The sequence below is a fragment of the Allobosea sp. BH3 genome (genome assembly GCF_025499465.1).
In the GTDB taxonomy this organism is placed as follows: domain Bacteria; phylum Pseudomonadota; class Alphaproteobacteria; order Rhizobiales; family Beijerinckiaceae; genus Allobosea.
Window position 1 is genome coordinate 229,585 of sequence record NZ_JAIMCA010000005.1, and the last position, 15,812, is coordinate 245,396.

Here is a 15,812-nt window from a genome sequence, read left to right on the forward strand (position 1 = left end):
GCTTGTCCTGCTCAGGGCGCCATGGCCAGGCTAGACCCGACCATCTCGGAAAACAGTGCCTTCTTGTCGCGAGATCCTCGGGGCAAGCCCGAGGATGACGCAGAATCCTATCGCGACAAGGCTCAGAGGTTCTTGAAATCGGGCTTCCGCTTCTCGGCGAAGGCCGACATGCCTTCCTTCTGGTCGGCGGTGGCGAAGAGCGAGGAGAAGACGCGGCGCTCGAAGCGCAGCCCCTCGGCCAGCGTCACCTCGAAGGCGCGGTTGACCGATTCCTTGGCCATCAGCACGGAAGGCAGCGATTTGGCGGCGATGGCGTCGGCGGCCTTCAGCGTCTCGGCCATGAGATCGGCGAGGGGCACGATGCGGGCGACGACACCGGCGCGCTCGGCCTCCTGCGCATCCATCATCCGGCCGGTGAGGATGAGGTCCATGGCCTTCGCCTTGCCGACGGCCTTGGTCAGGCGCTGCGTGCCGCCGGCGCCGGGGATGACGCCGAGATTGATCTCGGGCTGGCCGAACTTGGCGTTGTCCGCGGCGATGATGAAGTCGCACATCATGGCGAGCTCGCAGCCGCCGCCGAGCGCGAAGCCCGCGACCGCCGCGACGATGGGCTTGTTGCGCTGGCCGATCCGGTCCCAATCCGCGAACTTGTCGTCGAGATAGGTGCCCGGGAAGGTGCGGCTCTGCATCTCCTTGATATCGGCGCCGGCGGCGAAGGCCTTCTCCGAGCCGGTGATGACGATGCAGCCGATACCGGCATCCTTCTCGAAGCCGTCGAGCGCCGCGTTGATCTCGCCGATGAGCTGGCCGTTCAGCGCGTTCAGCGCCTGCGGGCGGTTGAGCGTGATCAGCCCGACCTTGCCCTTCGTCTCGACGAGAATGGTCTCATAAGCCATGGCGGCCTCCCGATGATGCTGTTGCCGCCAGCTTTAGCGGGCGGGGCGGCGGAAAGTCCATGCCAGCCTGCGCAGGATGGATGGGCGCGGTTCGCCCTGATCTTCCCCGGCGTGGGGCCGCCCCGACGCTATCGCATGGTAGTGCCGGGCGGCTTTCAGGAACGCCCGGCCCGATGGGAGGATGCGGTCGCCTCGAAGCAACAGGCGATCCAGCTCCTTCTCCAGCCCCGCTGGGCCGAGCGGCTGCTTTCGCTTGAACTCGACGGCGACGTACCAAAAACGCCCGGGGCAATAATCGACGCTGGCGACATCGCGCCAGTCTACGGAGCCGCTGATCCCGAGCGGGAGGTCGAACGCGATCCCGCGTTGATTCATCGCGATGCGATGCGCGGGATAGAGCCAGTGGATTCGCTCATGGACACGGAGGGCGAGCGTCGCGATGGGATAGGCGGCAGCGAGGGTCAGGGCGATGACGGCTGCGACAAACAGCGGCTGCATCTCCAGCAGGGACGGTACCGCCATCTTGAGCCCCGCGCTGACCGCAGTGCTTAGCATGATAAAGGCGAATAGGCCGGCGCTCGCGAGAGACCAGTAGAACCAGAACGCGACGTATCGGAATTTCATCATGCCCGGCTCGATCGAAACGCCCATACGGCCTGATAGCTGATCGAGCTTTCGGTCCGGTGAATTCGTCAGCCGGCAGCTCTCGCCCCCAAAACTGACATGCTGTCATGGTCGGGCTTGTCCCGACCATCCACGTCCTCCGCCGTCGCCGGCAGTGCTGAAGACGCGGATGCTCGCCACGAGGGCGAGCATGACGGTCAGGTTACGATGCACGCGCTTTCACCCGCCCGCGTCGCCGCGTTCGGTGGAAATGAGGGGCAGCGGAGCGCCGCGAGGCGCAGGTTTGGTAGTCAGCCGCTTCCATTGAGCCAGGAAACGGCGCGGATGGATTGAGCCACCATCCGCACGCCCCGTGGCGCTCCGCTTATCGGCGATTTCGGACCTCGGGCCGCGCTTATGCGGCTGGGCGGTTCAGGAGCTGCGGGTCAGGACGCCAGTTCGGCTCATCGCCTTGTCGCGTCCTCGCTTACGCAATCCGTCACCGGCCGAGCCTTCCAGCGAGCTCCTCGCACAGGGATCGTAATGTCCCCAGGGCGGTGCCCCGAAGCCTCCCGGGAGTGGGTCGTAACTCCACCCGCAGGCGCCGCCCCCACCCCGGCCAACGGCATACCTCCGGACGGCTGCCCCTCTGGGATAAGGTGATGGCGAGGATAAGGGTACGAGGACAGGCGGGGATTAGTTTTGGCAGATTCTGCTCCCGACCCAAGGTCTTTCGCGGCCTCGATCAGCGTGTCCGCCCAGGCGGGCGGATATCGATTATTCCGCCCGCGCGCTCCATGGGAGAGGATATCCTCTGTCTGTAACCCGCTTGAGAGAATGGGTTTTTTATTTCCTTGCCCGGCTTCTGGCGCGCGCGGCCATGCCTATGATGCGCTGAAAATCAGGTCAGCGAGACAGTGGCAGGTTGCAGATGAGCGGGCTTCACGACGTGACAGATACGGCGCAGGTCTATGTCGTTCATGAGAACGACGCCTGGGTGGTGCCACTGCGGCAGGAGTTCGCGGCGCGGCATGTCCCTTATGCGGAATGGTTCATCGATGAAGGCGTGCTCGATCTCTCTGCCGCGCCGCCGGAAGGCGTCTTCTACAATCGCATGAGCGCCTCTTCGCACACCCGAGGCCACCGCTATTCACCGGAGCGTACCGCGGGCGTGCTGGCTTGGCTCGAACGGCACGGCCGCGTCGTCGTCAATGGCGGCCGCGCGCTGCAGCTCGAGGTTTCCAAGGTCGCGCAATACGAGGCTCTCGCCCCGTTCGGCATCGCCACGCCGCGCACGATCGCGGTGGTCGGGCGCAGTCATCTGCTGAACGCCGCCGAACAGCTCGGCTTCCCCGTGATCCTGAAGCACAATCGCGCCGGCAAGGGGCTTGGCGTCAAGCTGCTCTACTCGCGCGAGGCGCTCGCCCAGCACATCGAGAGCGCCGAATTCGAAGAGTCGGTCGACGGCATCACTCTCGTGCAGCAATACATCGCGGCTCCCGCCCCCTTCATCACGCGTATGGAGTTCGTCGGCGGGCGCTTTCTCTATGCGGTCAGGGTCGATACGTCCGAGGGCTTCGAGCTTTGCCCCGCGGATGTCTGCCAGGTCGATTCGACCTGCGCGACCGTTGCGCCGGGCGACAAGTTCCAGATCCAGCGCGCCTTCGAGCATCCTCTGGTGTCGGCCTGCGAGGCCTTCCTCGACGCCAACGGCATCGGCATTGCGGGGATCGAATTCATCGCGGATGCCGATGGCCGCGCTTACGTCTACGATGTGAACACCAACACCAATTACAACCCCGATGCCGAGGCGAAGGACGGCCGACGCGGCATGGGCGCGATCGCGTCTTATCTGGGCGGCCTGCTCGACCGGCATTACGGCGATCCGTCGCGCCTTTCCTCGGCTGCGTGAAACGGATCGCGGCGCGTCTACTGAATCACGCCACGCTTGACGAGGCCATCGACATCGCAGCGGCACGGGGTGCCGATCGGCTGCGGAGCCGTTCGGCACGGACCGCGTCCTGTCGAGCAGTAATCGCTGAAGCGCCCGCCCCGGCCATGGCGCCGGCCGTCGTCATATCGATAGCCCCGGCGGTCGTAGTCTTGGCGGTCGTAGTCCCGGCGCTCGTAGTCCCGGTCATAGCGCCGTTCGTCCCGGTAGACGGGCGGTGCTCCGCGGGGGCCATAGCCGTCACGCAGCCCTCCGAAAGGGTCTCCGTAGAGCTGCGCCATTGCTGACGGCGCTGACGCGAGCAGCGCTCCCAACACGGCGAGACATGCCAATTTCGGCCGCATGGTCAGGTCCTCCCTTGTGGCATCCCATGACCAATGGCCGAGCCGGGCGTTGGGTTCCACTGCCGCCCGCGCCCCATCGTCGTGTTACCCCAAGGCTTTACCGCAGCCGCCGCGGCTGGCAGCTCTCGCAGTAGAAGGTCGATCGCCCCGATTGCACCAGCCGCTGCACCACCCCGCCGCAGCCCGGCGTCACGCATGGATCGCCCTCGCGGTCATAGACCCGGAAGCGATGCTGGAAATAGCCGAGCGAGCCGTCGGCATGGGCGAAGTCGCGCAGCGTCGAGCCGCCGGCCGCGACGGCCTCCTCCAGCACCTCGCGGATGATGCGCGCCAGCTCATGCGCCTTGTCGCGTGGCCTGCCGGTCGGCGTGGCGATCGTTCCCGCTTCCGCCTCGGGATGGAGGCCTGCGCGGAACAGCGCCTCGCAGACATAGATGTTGCCCAGGCCCGCCACGAGCCGCTGGTCCAGCAAAGCGGCCTTGAGCGGTGCGATTTTGCCGGCAAAGAGCCTTGCCAGCATCTCGCCCGAGAGTTCGTTGCCGAGCGGCTCGATGCCCATGCCCGCGAAGTGCTTCGATGAGGCGAGATCGGCGCGCGGTAGAATGTCCATGAAGCCGAAGCGGCGGACATCGTTATAGGTCACGCGCGCGCCGGTCCCCATCTCGAACAGGACATGGTCGTGGATGAGGTGCCGGCCGATCTCGTTGTAATAGGCGCCGGGCTCGACCGGCGGCGTGCCGGGCGCCTCGACGATGAAGCGCCCGCTCATGCCTAGGTGCATGATGAGCGCGTTGCCGTCGTCGAGATCGGCGATCAGATATTTCGCCCGCCGCGACAGCGCCTCGACCCGTCTTCCGGTCAGTCGCTCGGCGAAATGCTCGGGCAGGGGAAAGCGCAGATCGGGCCGCCGCTGCTCGACACGGGCGAAGCGCTCGCCCGTCATGGCGGGTTCCAGCCCGCGCCGGACGGTTTCGACCTCGGGTAGCTCGGGCATCCTGCGTTCTCTCGTAAAGCCTGCGTCGAGACGGGCCGCGACAAGCCCGCCGCCTTTGGCTATTCATCGCGTCTAGCGAAAACAAGATAGATTTGCACAAGGCCGGCCCGACCGTGACAGCAGCCCAAAACACCAGGCCCGAGGACACCACCCATTTCGGCTTCGAGACCGTGAAGCTCGCCGAGAAGCAGGCCAAGGTCGACGACGTCTTCCACAAGGTCGCGAACCGCTACGACCTGATGAACGACCTGATGTCGGGCGGGCTGCACAGGGCCTGGAAAAGCGCGCTGCTCACCGCGATCAACCCGGCGAAGGACCGGCCCTTCCATCACCTCGACGTGGCCGGCGGCACGGGCGACGTCGCCTTCTCGGTGCTGGAGGCCGGCGGCCCGCAGACCGACGTCACCGTGCTCGACATCAATGCCGACATGCTGCGCGTCGGGCGCGAGCGCGCCGACAAGCGCTTCCCGGATGACGACCGCATCCGCTTCGTCCAGGGCAATGCCGAGGCGCTCGGCCTGCCGGACAATCATTTCGACTGCTACACCATCGCCTTCGGCATCCGGAACGTGCCGCGCATCGACAAGGCGCTGGCCGAGGCCTATCGCGTGTTGAAGCGCGGCGGGCGCCTGCTCTGCCTCGAATTCAGCCATGTCGATGTGCCGCTGCTCGACAAGATCTACGAGACCTATTCCTTCAAGGTCATCCCGCCGATGGGGCGGATGGTGACGGGCGAGGCCGAGCCCTACCAGTATCTGGTCGAGTCGATCCAGAAGTTCCCGAAGCCGCAGGCCTTCGCGAACATGATCGAGGATGCCGGCTTCCGCCGGGCCAAGTTCACGCCGATGACGGGCGGTGTCGTGGCGCTGCACTCCGGCTGGAAGCTGTGATGGCGGGCATGACGGCTAGACCTGCATGATCTCCTCCTTCTTCCATCTCCTGCGCGGCGCGCGCGTCGGCTTCGTGCTGGCGCGCGAGGGGGCTCTTTCGCTGGTCGATCCCTCGGTGCTGCCGCCCCTGGCGCGCGGGCTGATACGGCTCGGCCGGCTGATCGAGAGGCGCGGCGCCGGTTCCTCGGCGACGCGGCTCGCGGCGGCGCTGACCCGGCTGGGCCCGTCCTACGTCAAGTTCGGCCAGTTCCTCGCGACGCGGCCCGATGTCGTCGGCATGAGGATCGCGCAGGATCTCTCCGCCCTGCAGGACCGGATGCCCGCCTTCCCGATGGCGGAAGCGCGCGCCATCGTCGAAGCGGCCCATGGGGTGCCGCTGGAGGCCCTCTTTCCCGAATTCAGCGAGCCCGTCGCGGCCGCCTCGATCGCGCAGGTGCATCGCGCCCGGTTGAAGGACGGGCGCGAGGTCGCGGTCAAGATCCTGCGTCCCGGCATCCGCGACCGCTTCAACCGCGATCTCGCCGCGATGCGCTTCGGCGCCGAGATGGCCGAGCAGCGATCCGCCGAGGCGCGCCGCCTGCGCTTCACCGGCGTGGTCGAGACGCTGGCGCGCTCGGTGGCGATGGAGATGGACCTGCGGCTCGAAGCCGCCGCCCTCTCGGAGTTTGCCGAGAACACCAAGGAAGACGCCGATTTCCGCGTGCCGGAGCCGGACTGGCAGCTGACGGCGCGCGAGATGCTGGTCGACGAGTGGATCGACGGCGTGCGCCTCTCCGATATCGAGGGCCTGCGTGCGGCCGGCCACGACTTGGCCGAACTCGCCCGTAACATCATCCAGTCCTTCCTGAAGCACGCGATCCGCGACGGCTTCTTCCATGCCGACATGCATCCCGGAAACCTCTTCGTCGATGCGGAGGGCCGGCTCGTCGCCGTCGATGGCGGCATCATGGGGCGGCTTGGCCTGAAGGAGCGGCGTTTCCTCGCCGAGATCCTGCTCGGCTTCATCACCCGCGACTACCGGCGCGTGGCGGAGGTGCATTTCGAGGCCGGCTATGTCCCGGCCCACCACGATGTCGAGGATTTCGCCCAGGCGATCCGCGCCGTCGGCGAACCGATCCACGACAAGCGCGCCGACCAAATCTCGATGGCGAAGGTCCTGACCCTGCTCTTCGAGATCACCGGCATGTTCGACATGGCGACGCGCACCGAGCTCGTCATGCTGCAGAAGACCATGGTGGTGGTCGAGGGCGTCGCCCGCTCGCTCGATCCGCATCTCGACATGTGGGGCACGGCCGACCCCGTGGTGCGCGACTGGATCACGCAGAATCTCGGACCTCTCGGCAAGCTGGCGGATGCCGGGCGCGGCGCCCGTTCCCTGCTCGGCTCGCTCGCCGTCCTGCCCGATACAGTCGTCCGGGTGCAGCGCGTGCTGGGCCAGCTCGAGGACGCGTCCCGCAACGGCTTCGCGCTGGACGACCGCAGCGTCGAGGCGATCGGCCGGGCCGAGGCGAGGCGCAACCGCTGGGGCACCGCGGCGCTCTGGGTGATCGCGGCGCTGGTGGCTTATGGCGTGTTCGGCTAGCGTCATTCTCGGGCGAAGCATGGCTTCGACCCGAGAATCTCATGCAGGATAGAGCGCCTCTTCGTCCCGAGATGCTCGGGTCAAGCCCGAGCATGACGCGCTCGTGGCCGCTTAACGGAACGGCGGTTCGTCGAAGCTTCTGAGCTTGCGCGAGTGGATCGCCGAGCCTGTCGCCTTCAGCTTCTTGAGCGCATCGAGCCCGATGCGCAGATGCTCGCCTACCGCCCGCTCATAGAAGGCATTGGCGGCGCCGGGCAGCTTGATCTCGCCATGCAGCGGCTTGTCGGAGACGCAGAGCAGCGTGCCGTAGGGCACGCGCAAACGATAGCCCTGCGCTGCGATGGTGCCGGATTCCATGTCGACAGCGATAGCGCGCGACAGGTTGATGCGGCGCCTCGCCTTGGTCCAGCGCAGCTCCCAGTTGCGGTCATCCTGCGTCACGACCGTGCCCGTGCGCAGCCGCTGCTTCAGCCGATCGCCCTTTTCGCCGGTGATGTCGGCGGCGGCCTCCTGCAGCGCGACCTGCACCTCGGCCAGCGCCGGGATCGGGACATCCGGCGGCACCAGCTCGTCCAGAATGCCGTCCTGCCTGAGATAGGCATGGGCCAGCACATAGTCGCCGATGATCTGTGTCTGCCGCAGCCCGCCGCAATGGCCGACCATCAGCCAGCAATTGGGCCGCAGAACCGCGAGATGGTCGGTGATGTTCTTCGCATTGGAAGGGCCGACGCCGATATTGACCAGCGTCACCCCGTCGCCGTCCTTCCGGATCAGGTGATAGGCCGGCATCTGGAAACGGTGCCAGGGGCTGGACATCACCCGCTCCGCCGCCGAGACGTCGAGCCCGTTGCGGTCGATTCGGATGCCGCCCGGCGCGACGAGCGCTTCAGCCGTGCCGGCCTCGATCTCGGCAATGCCGAGCCGGACGAACTGGTCGACATAGCGGTGGTAGTTGGTCAGCAGCACCCAGGGCTGCACGGCCCGCCAGTCGGTGCCGGTGTAGTGGACGAGCCGGCGCAGCGAGTAATCCACACGCACGGCGTCGAAGAGCGAGAGCGGGCGCGGCTCGCCCTCGACGATGTCGAAGGTGCCGTCCGCGATCTCGTCGCCCACCAGCGAGAGCAGCGGGGTCGGAAAATACCGGGCGAGCTCGGAGGCCGTGACCTTGCCGCGCCCCAGCTCGTCGCCGCCTTCGAGCGCGTAAGGATAGGGGATTTCCTGGTTGCTCAGCCCTGTCTCGATCGTCGCGCCATATTCCTCGACGAGGGGCTTGAGCTGGTCGAGCAGATAGGCGCGGAACTCGGCAGGCTGCGTCACCGTGGTCGAGTAGATGCCGGGCGCGGCGAACTTGGCATAGCCGCGCCGCGTCGCCGCCGGCAGCTTCGAGGGCTCGTAGGTGACGCGCAGCAGCGGGTAGCGATAGCGCTGGCGGGCTTCCGGTGTCGGCGCCTCGCCCGTATCGAAGAAGCGCTGCAGGTCGCCTCGCAAGGCCGAGCGCGCCTCCTCATAGAGGCGTTCGAGCCTGTCGAGGGCGGCCTCGGGCGTCGCGGCGATCTCGAAGCTCATGGGCGGGTCCGGTCTGCTGCTGGGCTCCCGGTTCTAGCCGCGCCTCCTCCTGACAACAACCGGTCGCGACCGATCCTACGGTGCGGGCCGTGCTTGACAGTCGCCGGCGAGGACAATACTTAACCGATAAGTTAAGTGATGGCGCGAGCGCGAAACGAAACCGGAGGGACGGCCGGGCGTTCGATCGTTCGAGCCCTTCGCTCCGAGGAAAGGTCCCGGCGATGCTCAAGACAGTTCTCCTCAGCCTGCTCGGTGTCGTCGCGATGGCGGTCGCCGTGGTGCTGTTCCTGGCGGCGCGCAAGCCGGACAGCTTCCAGGTCACGCGTTCGACCACGATCAACGCGCCGCCGGAGCGCATCTATCCGCTGATCGCGGACTTCAGGGCCTGGGACGCCTGGTCGCCCTGGGAGAAGAAGGACCCGGCGATGAAGCGCAGCTATGGCGGCGCGGCATCCGGGCCCGGCGCGACCTATGCCTGGACCGGCGACAAGAATGTCGGCGAGGGCAGCATGCGCATCGTCGAGGCCAGCGCTCCGGGCCGGCTCGCGCTCAAGCTCGATTTCCTCAAGCCCTTCGAGGCGCATAACGACGTCGTCTTCGCCCTGACGCCAAGGGGCAGCGCGACGACGGTGACCTGGATCATGACCGGCCCGACGCCGTTCATCGGCAAGATCATGCACGTCTTCATGGACATGGACCGCATGGTCGGCGGCGATTTCGAGTCCGGGCTGGCGGCGATGAAGGCCGCGGCCGAGCGGCCCGCCTGAGGCGATCACCCAAAAGAAACATGAGAGGAGACGACCCATGATGGGCGAGCCGCAGAAGGAGCATGAATGGCTCCGGCAGCTGGTCGGTGACTGGACCGCCGAGATGAACTGCTCGATGGGGCCGGACCAGCCGCCGGGAACGTCGAAGGGCACGGAAAGCGTGCGCTCGCTCGGCGGGCTCTGGACCCTCGGCGAGGGGCAGGGCGAGTCCCCGGAGGGCCAGAAGGTCACGAGCCTGATGACGCTCGGCTTCGACCCGGCCAGGGGCCGCTTTGTCGGCAGCTTCGTCGCCTCGATGATGTCGATGATGTGGATTTACGACGGTGCGCTTTCCGAGGACGGCAAGTCGCTGGTCCTCGACACAGAAGGGCCGAGCATGACCGGCGATGGTTCCATGGCGAAATACCAGGACATCATCACCTTCCTGTCGCCGGACCACCGCACCCTGACCTCGCGCTCGCCCGGGCCTGACGGCCAATGGACCGAGTTCATGAGCGCGCATTACCGCCGCAAGGGCTGAGCGTCCGCAGGACAAAAACGAGGAGGAAACCCGATGAAGCTGTCGACCTATCTGATGTTCGAGGGTAATTGCCGCGAGGCCTTCAGCCACTACCAGAAGGTGCTGGGCGGCACGATGCAGGCCATGATGGATCACAGGGGCACGCCGGCCGAGGAGCATGTCGCCCCCGAATGGCGCGACAAGATCCTGCATGCCTGCCTCGAGATCGAGGGGCAGCTGCTGATGGCCTCCGACGCCCCGCCGGACCGCAGCGACGGTCCGATGCGCTCTGTTTCCGTGAGCATCGGCGTGGCGACCCCGGAGGACGCCGAGCGTATCTTCGCCGGCCTCTCCGAAGGCGGCGCGCGGATCACCATGCCGATGGCCGAGACCTTCTGGTCGCCGCGCTTCGGCATGCTGGTCGATCGCTTCGGCACCAACTGGATGGTCGGCGCCGAGATGCCGGCCGATCAGGCCAATTGCGGGTGAGGCACGGGCGGCGTCATTCTCGGGCTTGACCCGAGAATCTCAGGCAGGACGAGGCGCGGGAGCCTCCTTCGGGAAGAGATGCTCGGGTCAAGCCCGAGCATCAAGCTCCCCTTTTTTCGCGCCTACGACCGCCCGCCGTCGACGGAGAGCACCTGCCCGCTGATCCAGCTCGCCTGCTCGCTCAGGAAGAACAGCGTCGCATGTGCGATGTCCTGCGGCGTGCCGAGCTTGCGGGTGTGGATGCTCTCGACGAGGCGCTTCTGCCCCTCTGGCCCGTAGCTCTCCCATTGCCGCTCGGTGGCGGGGTTCGAGCGCACGAAGCCGGGCGCCACCGAATTGACGGTGATGCCGTGCGGGCCGAATTCCCAGGCGAGCTGCTTCGTCAGCCCGACCAGCGCGTGCTTGGCGCTGGAATAGGCCTGGATGCCCGTGAGGCTCGGCCGCAGGCCCGCCCCCGACGAGATCGTGACGATGCGGCCATAGCCGCCCTTCTTCATCACCGGCGCGGCAGCCTGCGCCAGGAAGAAGGCGGAATCGACATTGGCGGCGAAGATCACCCGCCAGTCGGCTTCCGAAATCTCCTCGATGGCCCGGCCAACCTGGCCGCGCACGCCGCCCGCGGCGTGGACCAGCAGGTCGAGGCGGCTCTCTGCCTTGGTGATCTCGCCGACGAGCTTCTGCGCGGCTTCCGGCGAGCCGAGATCGGCCGCATGCGCGCTCGCGCCGATCTCTCGGGCCGTCGCCGCCACGCCTTCGGCATCGATGTCGGCGAGGTGGACGCGGGCGCCGGCCTCGGCCAACGCCGCGGCGATGGCGCGCCCGATTCCCTGCGCGGCGCCGGTGACGAGGGCTACGCGGTTGTCGAAACGGATCTGCATCGGTCGATCAGTACTTTCAGCGTCTCGAAGGCCATCGGGCGGCGGCCTTCCTCGATGTCGTGGATGAGCGCAACCAGCGTCTCCAGCGCCGGCGTCGGCACCCCGACCTCGCTGCCGAGCGTCGCGATGATACCGATCTGCGGATCGACCTCGGTCTTGCGCTTGCGCACCGCGAGGTCTCGCCAGATGCCGGAATGGGTCTTGGCCGTCTGCGAGGTGTAATGGGCCAGCCAGCGTATCGTCTCGACCTGCGGGCCTTCCGGCCGGCCGGGCGCGAACACCATCGGATCGAATTCGCCGAAGCCGAGCGAGGTGATGCCGCGTTTGGCCGCCACCGCCCCGACCTCGCGCCCGAGCGCCAGCCAGACCGGCAGCCGCGCCGGATCGGCGAAGTTCGCCGACATGGAATCGTCGGTCAGCGCCGTGCCGAACAGCATCGCGCCATAGGCGAGCTTGCCCCAGAGATAGCCGAAGATGTTGTCGGTCAGGATGGCATCGGGCTCGAACATCTTGAGCAGCCGGTGCATCTCCGCGGCGCGCGCGCTCACCGTGCCGTCGAGCTCGCCGACCACCACCGCGCTGCGGTTGCCGTAGAGGATTTCGCCGGGCCCGAGCCAGTCGGCGCCGAAATTGACGAAGCAGCCCATGGTCCGCCGCTCGCCAACGGCCTTCGCGATGGCGAGCTCGTTCAGGCCGTTCTGGGCGGAGAGCACGAAGCCGTCCTCGGCCAGATGCGGCGCGAGCATCGCCAGCGCCGTTTCCGTAGCCCCCGCCTTCACGGCGAGCACGATGCAGCTGTAGCGGCCGGTCAGCTCCTGCGGCGTCGCGGCGGGTACGACCTGCCGGAATCCCTCGACGGGGCCGGTGATGGCGAGCCCGCTCGTCCGGCAGGCCTCGACATGCTCGGCCACGATGTCGACCAGCAGCACCGGGATGCCGGCGCGAGCCCAGTAGGCGCCGAGCGTGCCGCCAATGGCGCCTGCGCCCCAGATCAGGATCGGTTCGCTCATGCCGCCTGCCCGGCCAGTTCGACGTCGCCATGGGTGGCGACATGGATGAGCCCGTCCGGGCTGACCCAGCCGCGATACATGCCCTCGGTGTTGAAGGGCGCGACGATGTTGCCCTCGGCATCGACCGCGACGAGGCCGGCGCCGATCTCATGCGCCGAAAGCTCGGCCAGCACGGCCTGCGTCGCGTCCGCCAGCGAGAGACCCTTGTAGGCGATCAGCGACGCGATCTCGTGGCCGACGCAGTAGCGGATGAAATACTCGCCCTTGCCGGTGCCGGAGACGGCGCAGCGCCCGTCGCGGGCATAGGTGCCGGCGCCGATGATGGGGGAATCGCCGACGCGCCCGGCCGGCTTGTTGGTGTAGCCGCCGGTCGAGGTCGCGGCTGCGAGGTGCCCGCGCGTATCGCAGGCGACGGCCCCGACGGTGCCGTGCTTCTCGGCTTCGCTCGCCTCGGCGGCGGTGCCGACGAGCTCGCGGATCTTCATCGAGGCGAGGTTCTTGCGCCGGCGCTCGGTCGAGAAATAGGCGTTATCGACCGTATCGATGCCCTCATGCTCGGCGAAGGCGTCGGCGGCCGGCCCGGTGAGAAGCAGCGGGTCGCCGCGCAGCATCAGCGCCTTGGCGGCCAGGATCGGGTTGCGGATGCGCTTGGCGGCGCAGATGGCCCCGGCGGCGAGCGTCTCGCCATCCATGATCGAGGCGTCGAGCTCATGGTCGCCATCCGCGTTGAAGGCGGAGCCATAGCCGGCGTTGAAATGCGGCGAATCCTCCATCACCCGGACGGCAGCCTCGACCGCGTCGACGGCAGGCCCGCCCTTGGACAGGATCGTCCAGCCCGCGCGCAGCGCCGAGGCCAGGTCGGCGCGCGCCTGCGCCCATTCGGCCTCGGTCATCTCCGGCTTCGGCAGCGTGCCGCAGCCGCCATGGATGGCAAGCGCGAGAGTCATGTGAGAACCTCTGAAAAGGCCTTGCCCCTCGGGGGCAAGGTGTCTGCGGGCAAGCGGATCAGGGGGCCGGCGTCAGACCGGGCGCCCCTTCTCCGTCGCGGACGCCGGCGCGCCTCACTTCTTGGCGGGCTTGATGTCCATCGCCAGCGTGTCCTCGTCGACGCGCGGGGTGATCGTCACCTTGTCCTTCTGCATCGCCCAGGCCGAGCCGACCGCGACGACCGGCAGGCGCGGGCGCTCCTTGGCGACGATCGCGTTGACCTCGGAGAGGAAGCTGTTGCGCTTCGCCTCGTCGAGCTCGATCGAGGCGTCCTCGATCAGCTTGTCGACCTGCGCGTTCTTGTAGCCGAGCAGGTTGAAGGCGCCGAGCTTCTTGGCCGGGTCGTTGGAGTGGACCAGCGAGGAGAGGGTGTAGTTCGCCTCGCCCGTCAGCGTGCCCCAGCCCGACATGGAGAGGGAGTATTCGGAGCGCGCCCGGGCCGGGAAATAGACCGCTGCCGGCTGCGCGTTGGCGACGACCTCGATGCCGACGCGGGCCAGCATCTGCGCGATCGAGGTGCCGACCTGGCGGTCGCCCGGCAGGCGGTCATTGGTGAAGGAGAAGGTGATCTTGAAGCCGTTCGGATATCCGGCCTCCTCGAGCAGCTTCTTGGCCTTGGCGATATCCGGCTTGATCGGCGGCAGCGACTTGTTGAAGCCGGCGATGGTCGGCGTCACGAGCTGGTTGACCGGCGCGCCGAGGCCTTCCATCGCGATCTCGGCGAGCGCCGGCCGGTCGATGGCGATGTCGATCGCCTCGCGCACCTTCGCATCCTGCAGCGGGTTCTTCGGCAGGGCCGAGCCGTCCTTGGCGCTGATCTGCGGGGACTTGTCGCGCAGGTCGATCTCGATGTTGAAGACGTAGACGGTCTCGACGCTGGTGACGGCGAGCTTGGCGTCGCGCTTCAGCGTCGGCACGTCGGAGGCCGGCGCGCGCACGATCAGGTCGACCTGCCCGGCCTTGAGCTGGGCGACGCGGGCGGCGTCGTTCGGCAGCTCCTTGCGGACATGGCGGGCCCACGGCTCCTTCGGGCCCCAGTAGCCGTCGAAGCGCTCGAGCACGAGTTGGTCCTTCGGCGTCCAGGAGACGAACTTGTAGGGGCCGGTGCCGACCGCGGCCTTGCCGGTGTTGAAGGCCTCGTTGGCGCTGTCCTTGGTCAGGCCGGCGGCAGCCTTGTGCGAGACGACGAAGAGACGGATGAAGTCGTTCGGCAGGTTCGGCGCCGGTCCGTCGGTGACGACCTGGACGGTCAGCGGATCGACGATCTTCACCTCCTTGACGCGGCGGACATAGATCGTCGTCGGGTTCGGGCCGGCGACCGTCGGGATGCGCTCGATCGAGAACTTCACGTCCTCGGCCGTGAAGTCCGAGCCGTCATGGAACTTGACGCCGGGCCTGAGCTTGAACTCCCAGACATCGGGCGCGATCGCCTTCCAGCTCGTCGCCAGCCGCGGCTCGAGCTGCAGCTTGTCGCCAGACCAGACCAGCGTGTCGAAGACATGCTTCAGCGCTTCGGCATGGGTGCCGGTCGCGGTGTAGTGCGGGTCGATCGATTCAGGGCCGGCGCGCACGCCGATCGTCAGCGTCTGGGCGAGTGCGCCGGTGGAGACGGCGGCGCCGAGCAGGGCGGCGAAGGCCGCGAGGCGGAAGGTCCGGGCAATGGTCATGATGGTGTCCCCTCTTGTTCGAGTTCGTTGGGCCAGGCGGGCGAGGCGATGACGAGCTTGTCCATCAGCGTGCAGAGCTGCCGCTGCTCGTCCTCGCTGAGGCAGGCGAGCATCGCGGTCTGGTGCTGCACCATCAGCGGCATGGTCTCGTCGAAGATCTTGCGACCGGCCGGCGTCAGGTGCAGCACATAGCTGCGCAGGTCGGTCGGGTCCGTCTCGCGCCGGAGCAGCCGCCGCTGCAGCAGCTTCTGCACGGCGCGCGAGAGCGTGTTCTTCGGCAGACCGGAGGAGGCGACGATGTTCTTGGCCGCCACGCCCTCCCGCAGGCCCACCGCATAGAGCGCGACGAATTCCGGCCGCACCAGCCCGTAGCGGGTCTCGATCCAGCGATAGACCGGGTCGTTGAAGCGGAAAGCGACGAAGTTCAGCCTGAAGGACAGCCAGCAGGGATTCTCCCAGAGCTTGGTCACTGTCAGCGGGTCGAGGCCGCCGAGCGCGGCCTCGCGCTCCGGGTCGACACGCGAAAGAGAGGTCGGCGAGCGCCGCATGGGAGGTCTCTCGGGCCGATTTAGTTCCAAATGGAACTTGACGCTCTCCGGCCCCGGAGTCAAGGATCAACCGGAGCGGGAACCGGCACAGGCTACACCTCGACAGGGCTGGTCGTCTGCCCCACCGTCCCGTTTCCCAAG

15 protein-coding genes are annotated in these 15,812 nt (G+C 67.4%); 6 read left to right on the forward strand and 9 right to left on the reverse strand.

All coding sequences use genetic code 11. The features are described from left to right. Positions 1-122 precede the first annotated feature (122 nt). Both BoBH3_RS17765 and BoBH3_RS17770 read right to left on the reverse strand, forming a co-directional pair. The gene (locus BoBH3_RS17765; protein ID WP_262332167.1) at positions 123-896 is read right to left on the reverse strand and encodes an enoyl-CoA hydratase; all 774 of its coding nucleotides are present in this window, start codon (positions 894-896) and stop codon (positions 123-125) included. 33 nt (positions 897-929) lie between these two features. After that, complete coding sequence (locus BoBH3_RS17770; RefSeq protein WP_262332168.1) at positions 930-1,547, reverse strand: hypothetical protein; 618 nt, start codon at positions 1,545-1,547, stop codon at positions 930-932. Between the two features lie 883 nt (positions 1,548-2,430). On the opposite strand from BoBH3_RS17770, the gene BoBH3_RS17775 reads away from it, so the two are divergent. Beyond that, entirely contained in the window at positions 2,431-3,411 is a 981-nt protein-coding gene (locus tag BoBH3_RS17775; protein ID WP_262332169.1) for an ATP-grasp domain-containing protein, read from the forward strand. A 480-nt stretch (positions 3,412-3,891) separates the two neighbouring features. On the opposite strand, the gene mutM is transcribed toward BoBH3_RS17775, so the two are convergent. Next, positions 3,892-4,788 (reverse strand): bifunctional DNA-formamidopyrimidine glycosylase/DNA-(apurinic or apyrimidinic site) lyase, encoded by an 897-nt coding sequence (gene mutM / locus BoBH3_RS17780; RefSeq protein WP_262332170.1) that lies wholly within the window; start codon positions 4,786-4,788, stop codon positions 3,892-3,894. 113 nt (positions 4,789-4,901) lie between these two features. Here mutM and ubiE point away from each other — a divergent pair, with 113 nt between their 5' ends. Beyond that, positions 4,902-5,678, forward strand: coding sequence for a bifunctional demethylmenaquinone methyltransferase/2-methoxy-6-polyprenyl-1,4-benzoquinol methylase UbiE (ubiE, locus tag BoBH3_RS17785; RefSeq protein ID WP_262332171.1), 777 nt, complete (start codon positions 4,902-4,904; stop codon positions 5,676-5,678). Positions 5,679-5,703: 25 nt separating this feature from the next. Continuing rightward, entirely contained in the window at positions 5,704-7,260 is a 1,557-nt protein-coding gene (gene ubiB, locus BoBH3_RS17790; protein WP_262332172.1) for a 2-polyprenylphenol 6-hydroxylase, read from the forward strand. Positions 7,261-7,371: 111 nt separating this feature from the next. Here ubiB and BoBH3_RS17795 read toward each other — a convergent pair whose 3' ends face one another. Then, on the reverse strand, positions 7,372-8,826 hold the full coding sequence (locus BoBH3_RS17795) for an AMP nucleosidase (protein ID WP_262332173.1): 1,455 nt from the start codon (positions 8,824-8,826) through the stop codon (positions 7,372-7,374). Between the two features lie 221 nt (positions 8,827-9,047). Between BoBH3_RS17795 and BoBH3_RS17800 the strand changes: the two genes are divergently transcribed. The 3 genes from BoBH3_RS17800 to BoBH3_RS17810 are packed head-to-tail and all read left to right on the forward strand — an operon-like array spanning position 9,048 to position 10,581. Beyond that, positions 9,048-9,593, forward strand: coding sequence for an SRPBCC family protein (locus BoBH3_RS17800; protein ID WP_262332174.1), 546 nt, complete (start codon positions 9,048-9,050; stop codon positions 9,591-9,593). A 37-nt stretch (positions 9,594-9,630) separates the two neighbouring features. Then, on the forward strand, positions 9,631-10,113 hold the full coding sequence (locus BoBH3_RS17805; RefSeq protein ID WP_262332175.1) for a DUF1579 domain-containing protein: 483 nt from the start codon (positions 9,631-9,633) through the stop codon (positions 10,111-10,113). A 33-nt stretch (positions 10,114-10,146) separates the two neighbouring features. Then, entirely contained in the window at positions 10,147-10,581 is a 435-nt protein-coding gene (locus BoBH3_RS17810) for a VOC family protein (RefSeq protein WP_262332176.1), read from the forward strand. A 122-nt stretch (positions 10,582-10,703) separates the two neighbouring features. Here the strand turns inward: BoBH3_RS17810 and BoBH3_RS17815 are convergent, their stop codons facing one another. The 5 genes from BoBH3_RS17815 to BoBH3_RS17835 form a co-directional block, all read right to left on the reverse strand. Continuing rightward, the gene (locus BoBH3_RS17815; protein WP_262332177.1) at positions 10,704-11,459 is read right to left on the reverse strand and encodes an SDR family NAD(P)-dependent oxidoreductase; all 756 of its coding nucleotides are present in this window, start codon (positions 11,457-11,459) and stop codon (positions 10,704-10,706) included. Continuing rightward, positions 11,432-12,469 carry a ketopantoate reductase family protein gene (locus BoBH3_RS17820; RefSeq protein WP_262332178.1) on the reverse strand — a complete coding sequence of 346 codons (1,038 nt, stop codon included), beginning with the start codon at positions 12,467-12,469 and terminating at the stop codon, positions 11,432-11,434. Before BoBH3_RS17820 ends, BoBH3_RS17815 begins: the two co-directional genes overlap by 28 nt. Then, the gene (locus BoBH3_RS17825) at positions 12,466-13,416 is read right to left on the reverse strand and encodes an isoaspartyl peptidase/L-asparaginase family protein (protein ID WP_262332179.1); all 951 of its coding nucleotides are present in this window, start codon (positions 13,414-13,416) and stop codon (positions 12,466-12,468) included. Before BoBH3_RS17825 ends, BoBH3_RS17820 begins: the two co-directional genes overlap by 4 nt. A 114-nt stretch (positions 13,417-13,530) precedes the next feature. After that, positions 13,531-15,123: an ABC transporter substrate-binding protein gene (locus BoBH3_RS17830; RefSeq protein ID WP_262332180.1), complete on the reverse strand. Its 1,593-nt coding sequence runs from the start codon at positions 15,121-15,123 to the stop codon at positions 13,531-13,533. Continuing rightward, entirely contained in the window at positions 15,120-15,671 is a 552-nt protein-coding gene (locus BoBH3_RS17835; protein WP_262332181.1) for a MarR family winged helix-turn-helix transcriptional regulator, read from the reverse strand. Before BoBH3_RS17835 ends, BoBH3_RS17830 begins: the two co-directional genes overlap by 4 nt. Between the last annotated feature and the right edge of the window lie 141 nt (positions 15,672-15,812).

Bases quoted from the DNA above. Each gene is read 5' to 3' on its own strand.
- BoBH3_RS17765 (WP_262332167.1), bottom strand. From the start codon at position 896: ATGGCTTATGAGACCATTCTCGTCGAGACGAAGGGCAAGGTCGGGCTG.
- BoBH3_RS17770 (WP_262332168.1), bottom strand. From the start codon at position 1,547: ATGGGCGTTTCGATCGAGCCGGGCATGATGAAATTCCGATACGTCGCG.
- BoBH3_RS17775 (WP_262332169.1), top strand. From the start codon at position 2,431: ATGAGCGGGCTTCACGACGTGACAGATACGGCGCAGGTCTATGTCGTT.
- mutM (WP_262332170.1), bottom strand. From the start codon at position 4,788: ATGCCCGAGCTACCCGAGGTCGAAACCGTCCGGCGCGGGCTGGAACCC.
- ubiB (WP_262332172.1), top strand. From the start codon at position 5,704: ATGATCTCCTCCTTCTTCCATCTCCTGCGCGGCGCGCGCGTCGGCTTC.
- BoBH3_RS17795 (WP_262332173.1), bottom strand. From the start codon at position 8,826: ATGAGCTTCGAGATCGCCGCGACGCCCGAGGCCGCCCTCGACAGGCTC.
- BoBH3_RS17800 (WP_262332174.1), top strand. From the start codon at position 9,048: ATGCTCAAGACAGTTCTCCTCAGCCTGCTCGGTGTCGTCGCGATGGCG.
- BoBH3_RS17805 (WP_262332175.1), top strand. From the start codon at position 9,631: ATGATGGGCGAGCCGCAGAAGGAGCATGAATGGCTCCGGCAGCTGGTC.
- BoBH3_RS17810 (WP_262332176.1), top strand. From the start codon at position 10,147: ATGAAGCTGTCGACCTATCTGATGTTCGAGGGTAATTGCCGCGAGGCC.
- BoBH3_RS17815 (WP_262332177.1), bottom strand. From the start codon at position 11,459: ATGCAGATCCGTTTCGACAACCGCGTAGCCCTCGTCACCGGCGCCGCG.
- BoBH3_RS17820 (WP_262332178.1), bottom strand. From the start codon at position 12,469: ATGAGCGAACCGATCCTGATCTGGGGCGCAGGCGCCATTGGCGGCACG.
- BoBH3_RS17825 (WP_262332179.1), bottom strand. From the start codon at position 13,416: ATGACTCTCGCGCTTGCCATCCATGGCGGCTGCGGCACGCTGCCGAAG.
- BoBH3_RS17830 (WP_262332180.1), bottom strand. From the start codon at position 15,123: ATGACCATTGCCCGGACCTTCCGCCTCGCGGCCTTCGCCGCCCTGCTC.
- BoBH3_RS17835 (WP_262332181.1), bottom strand. From the start codon at position 15,671: ATGCGGCGCTCGCCGACCTCTCTTTCGCGTGTCGACCCGGAGCGCGAG.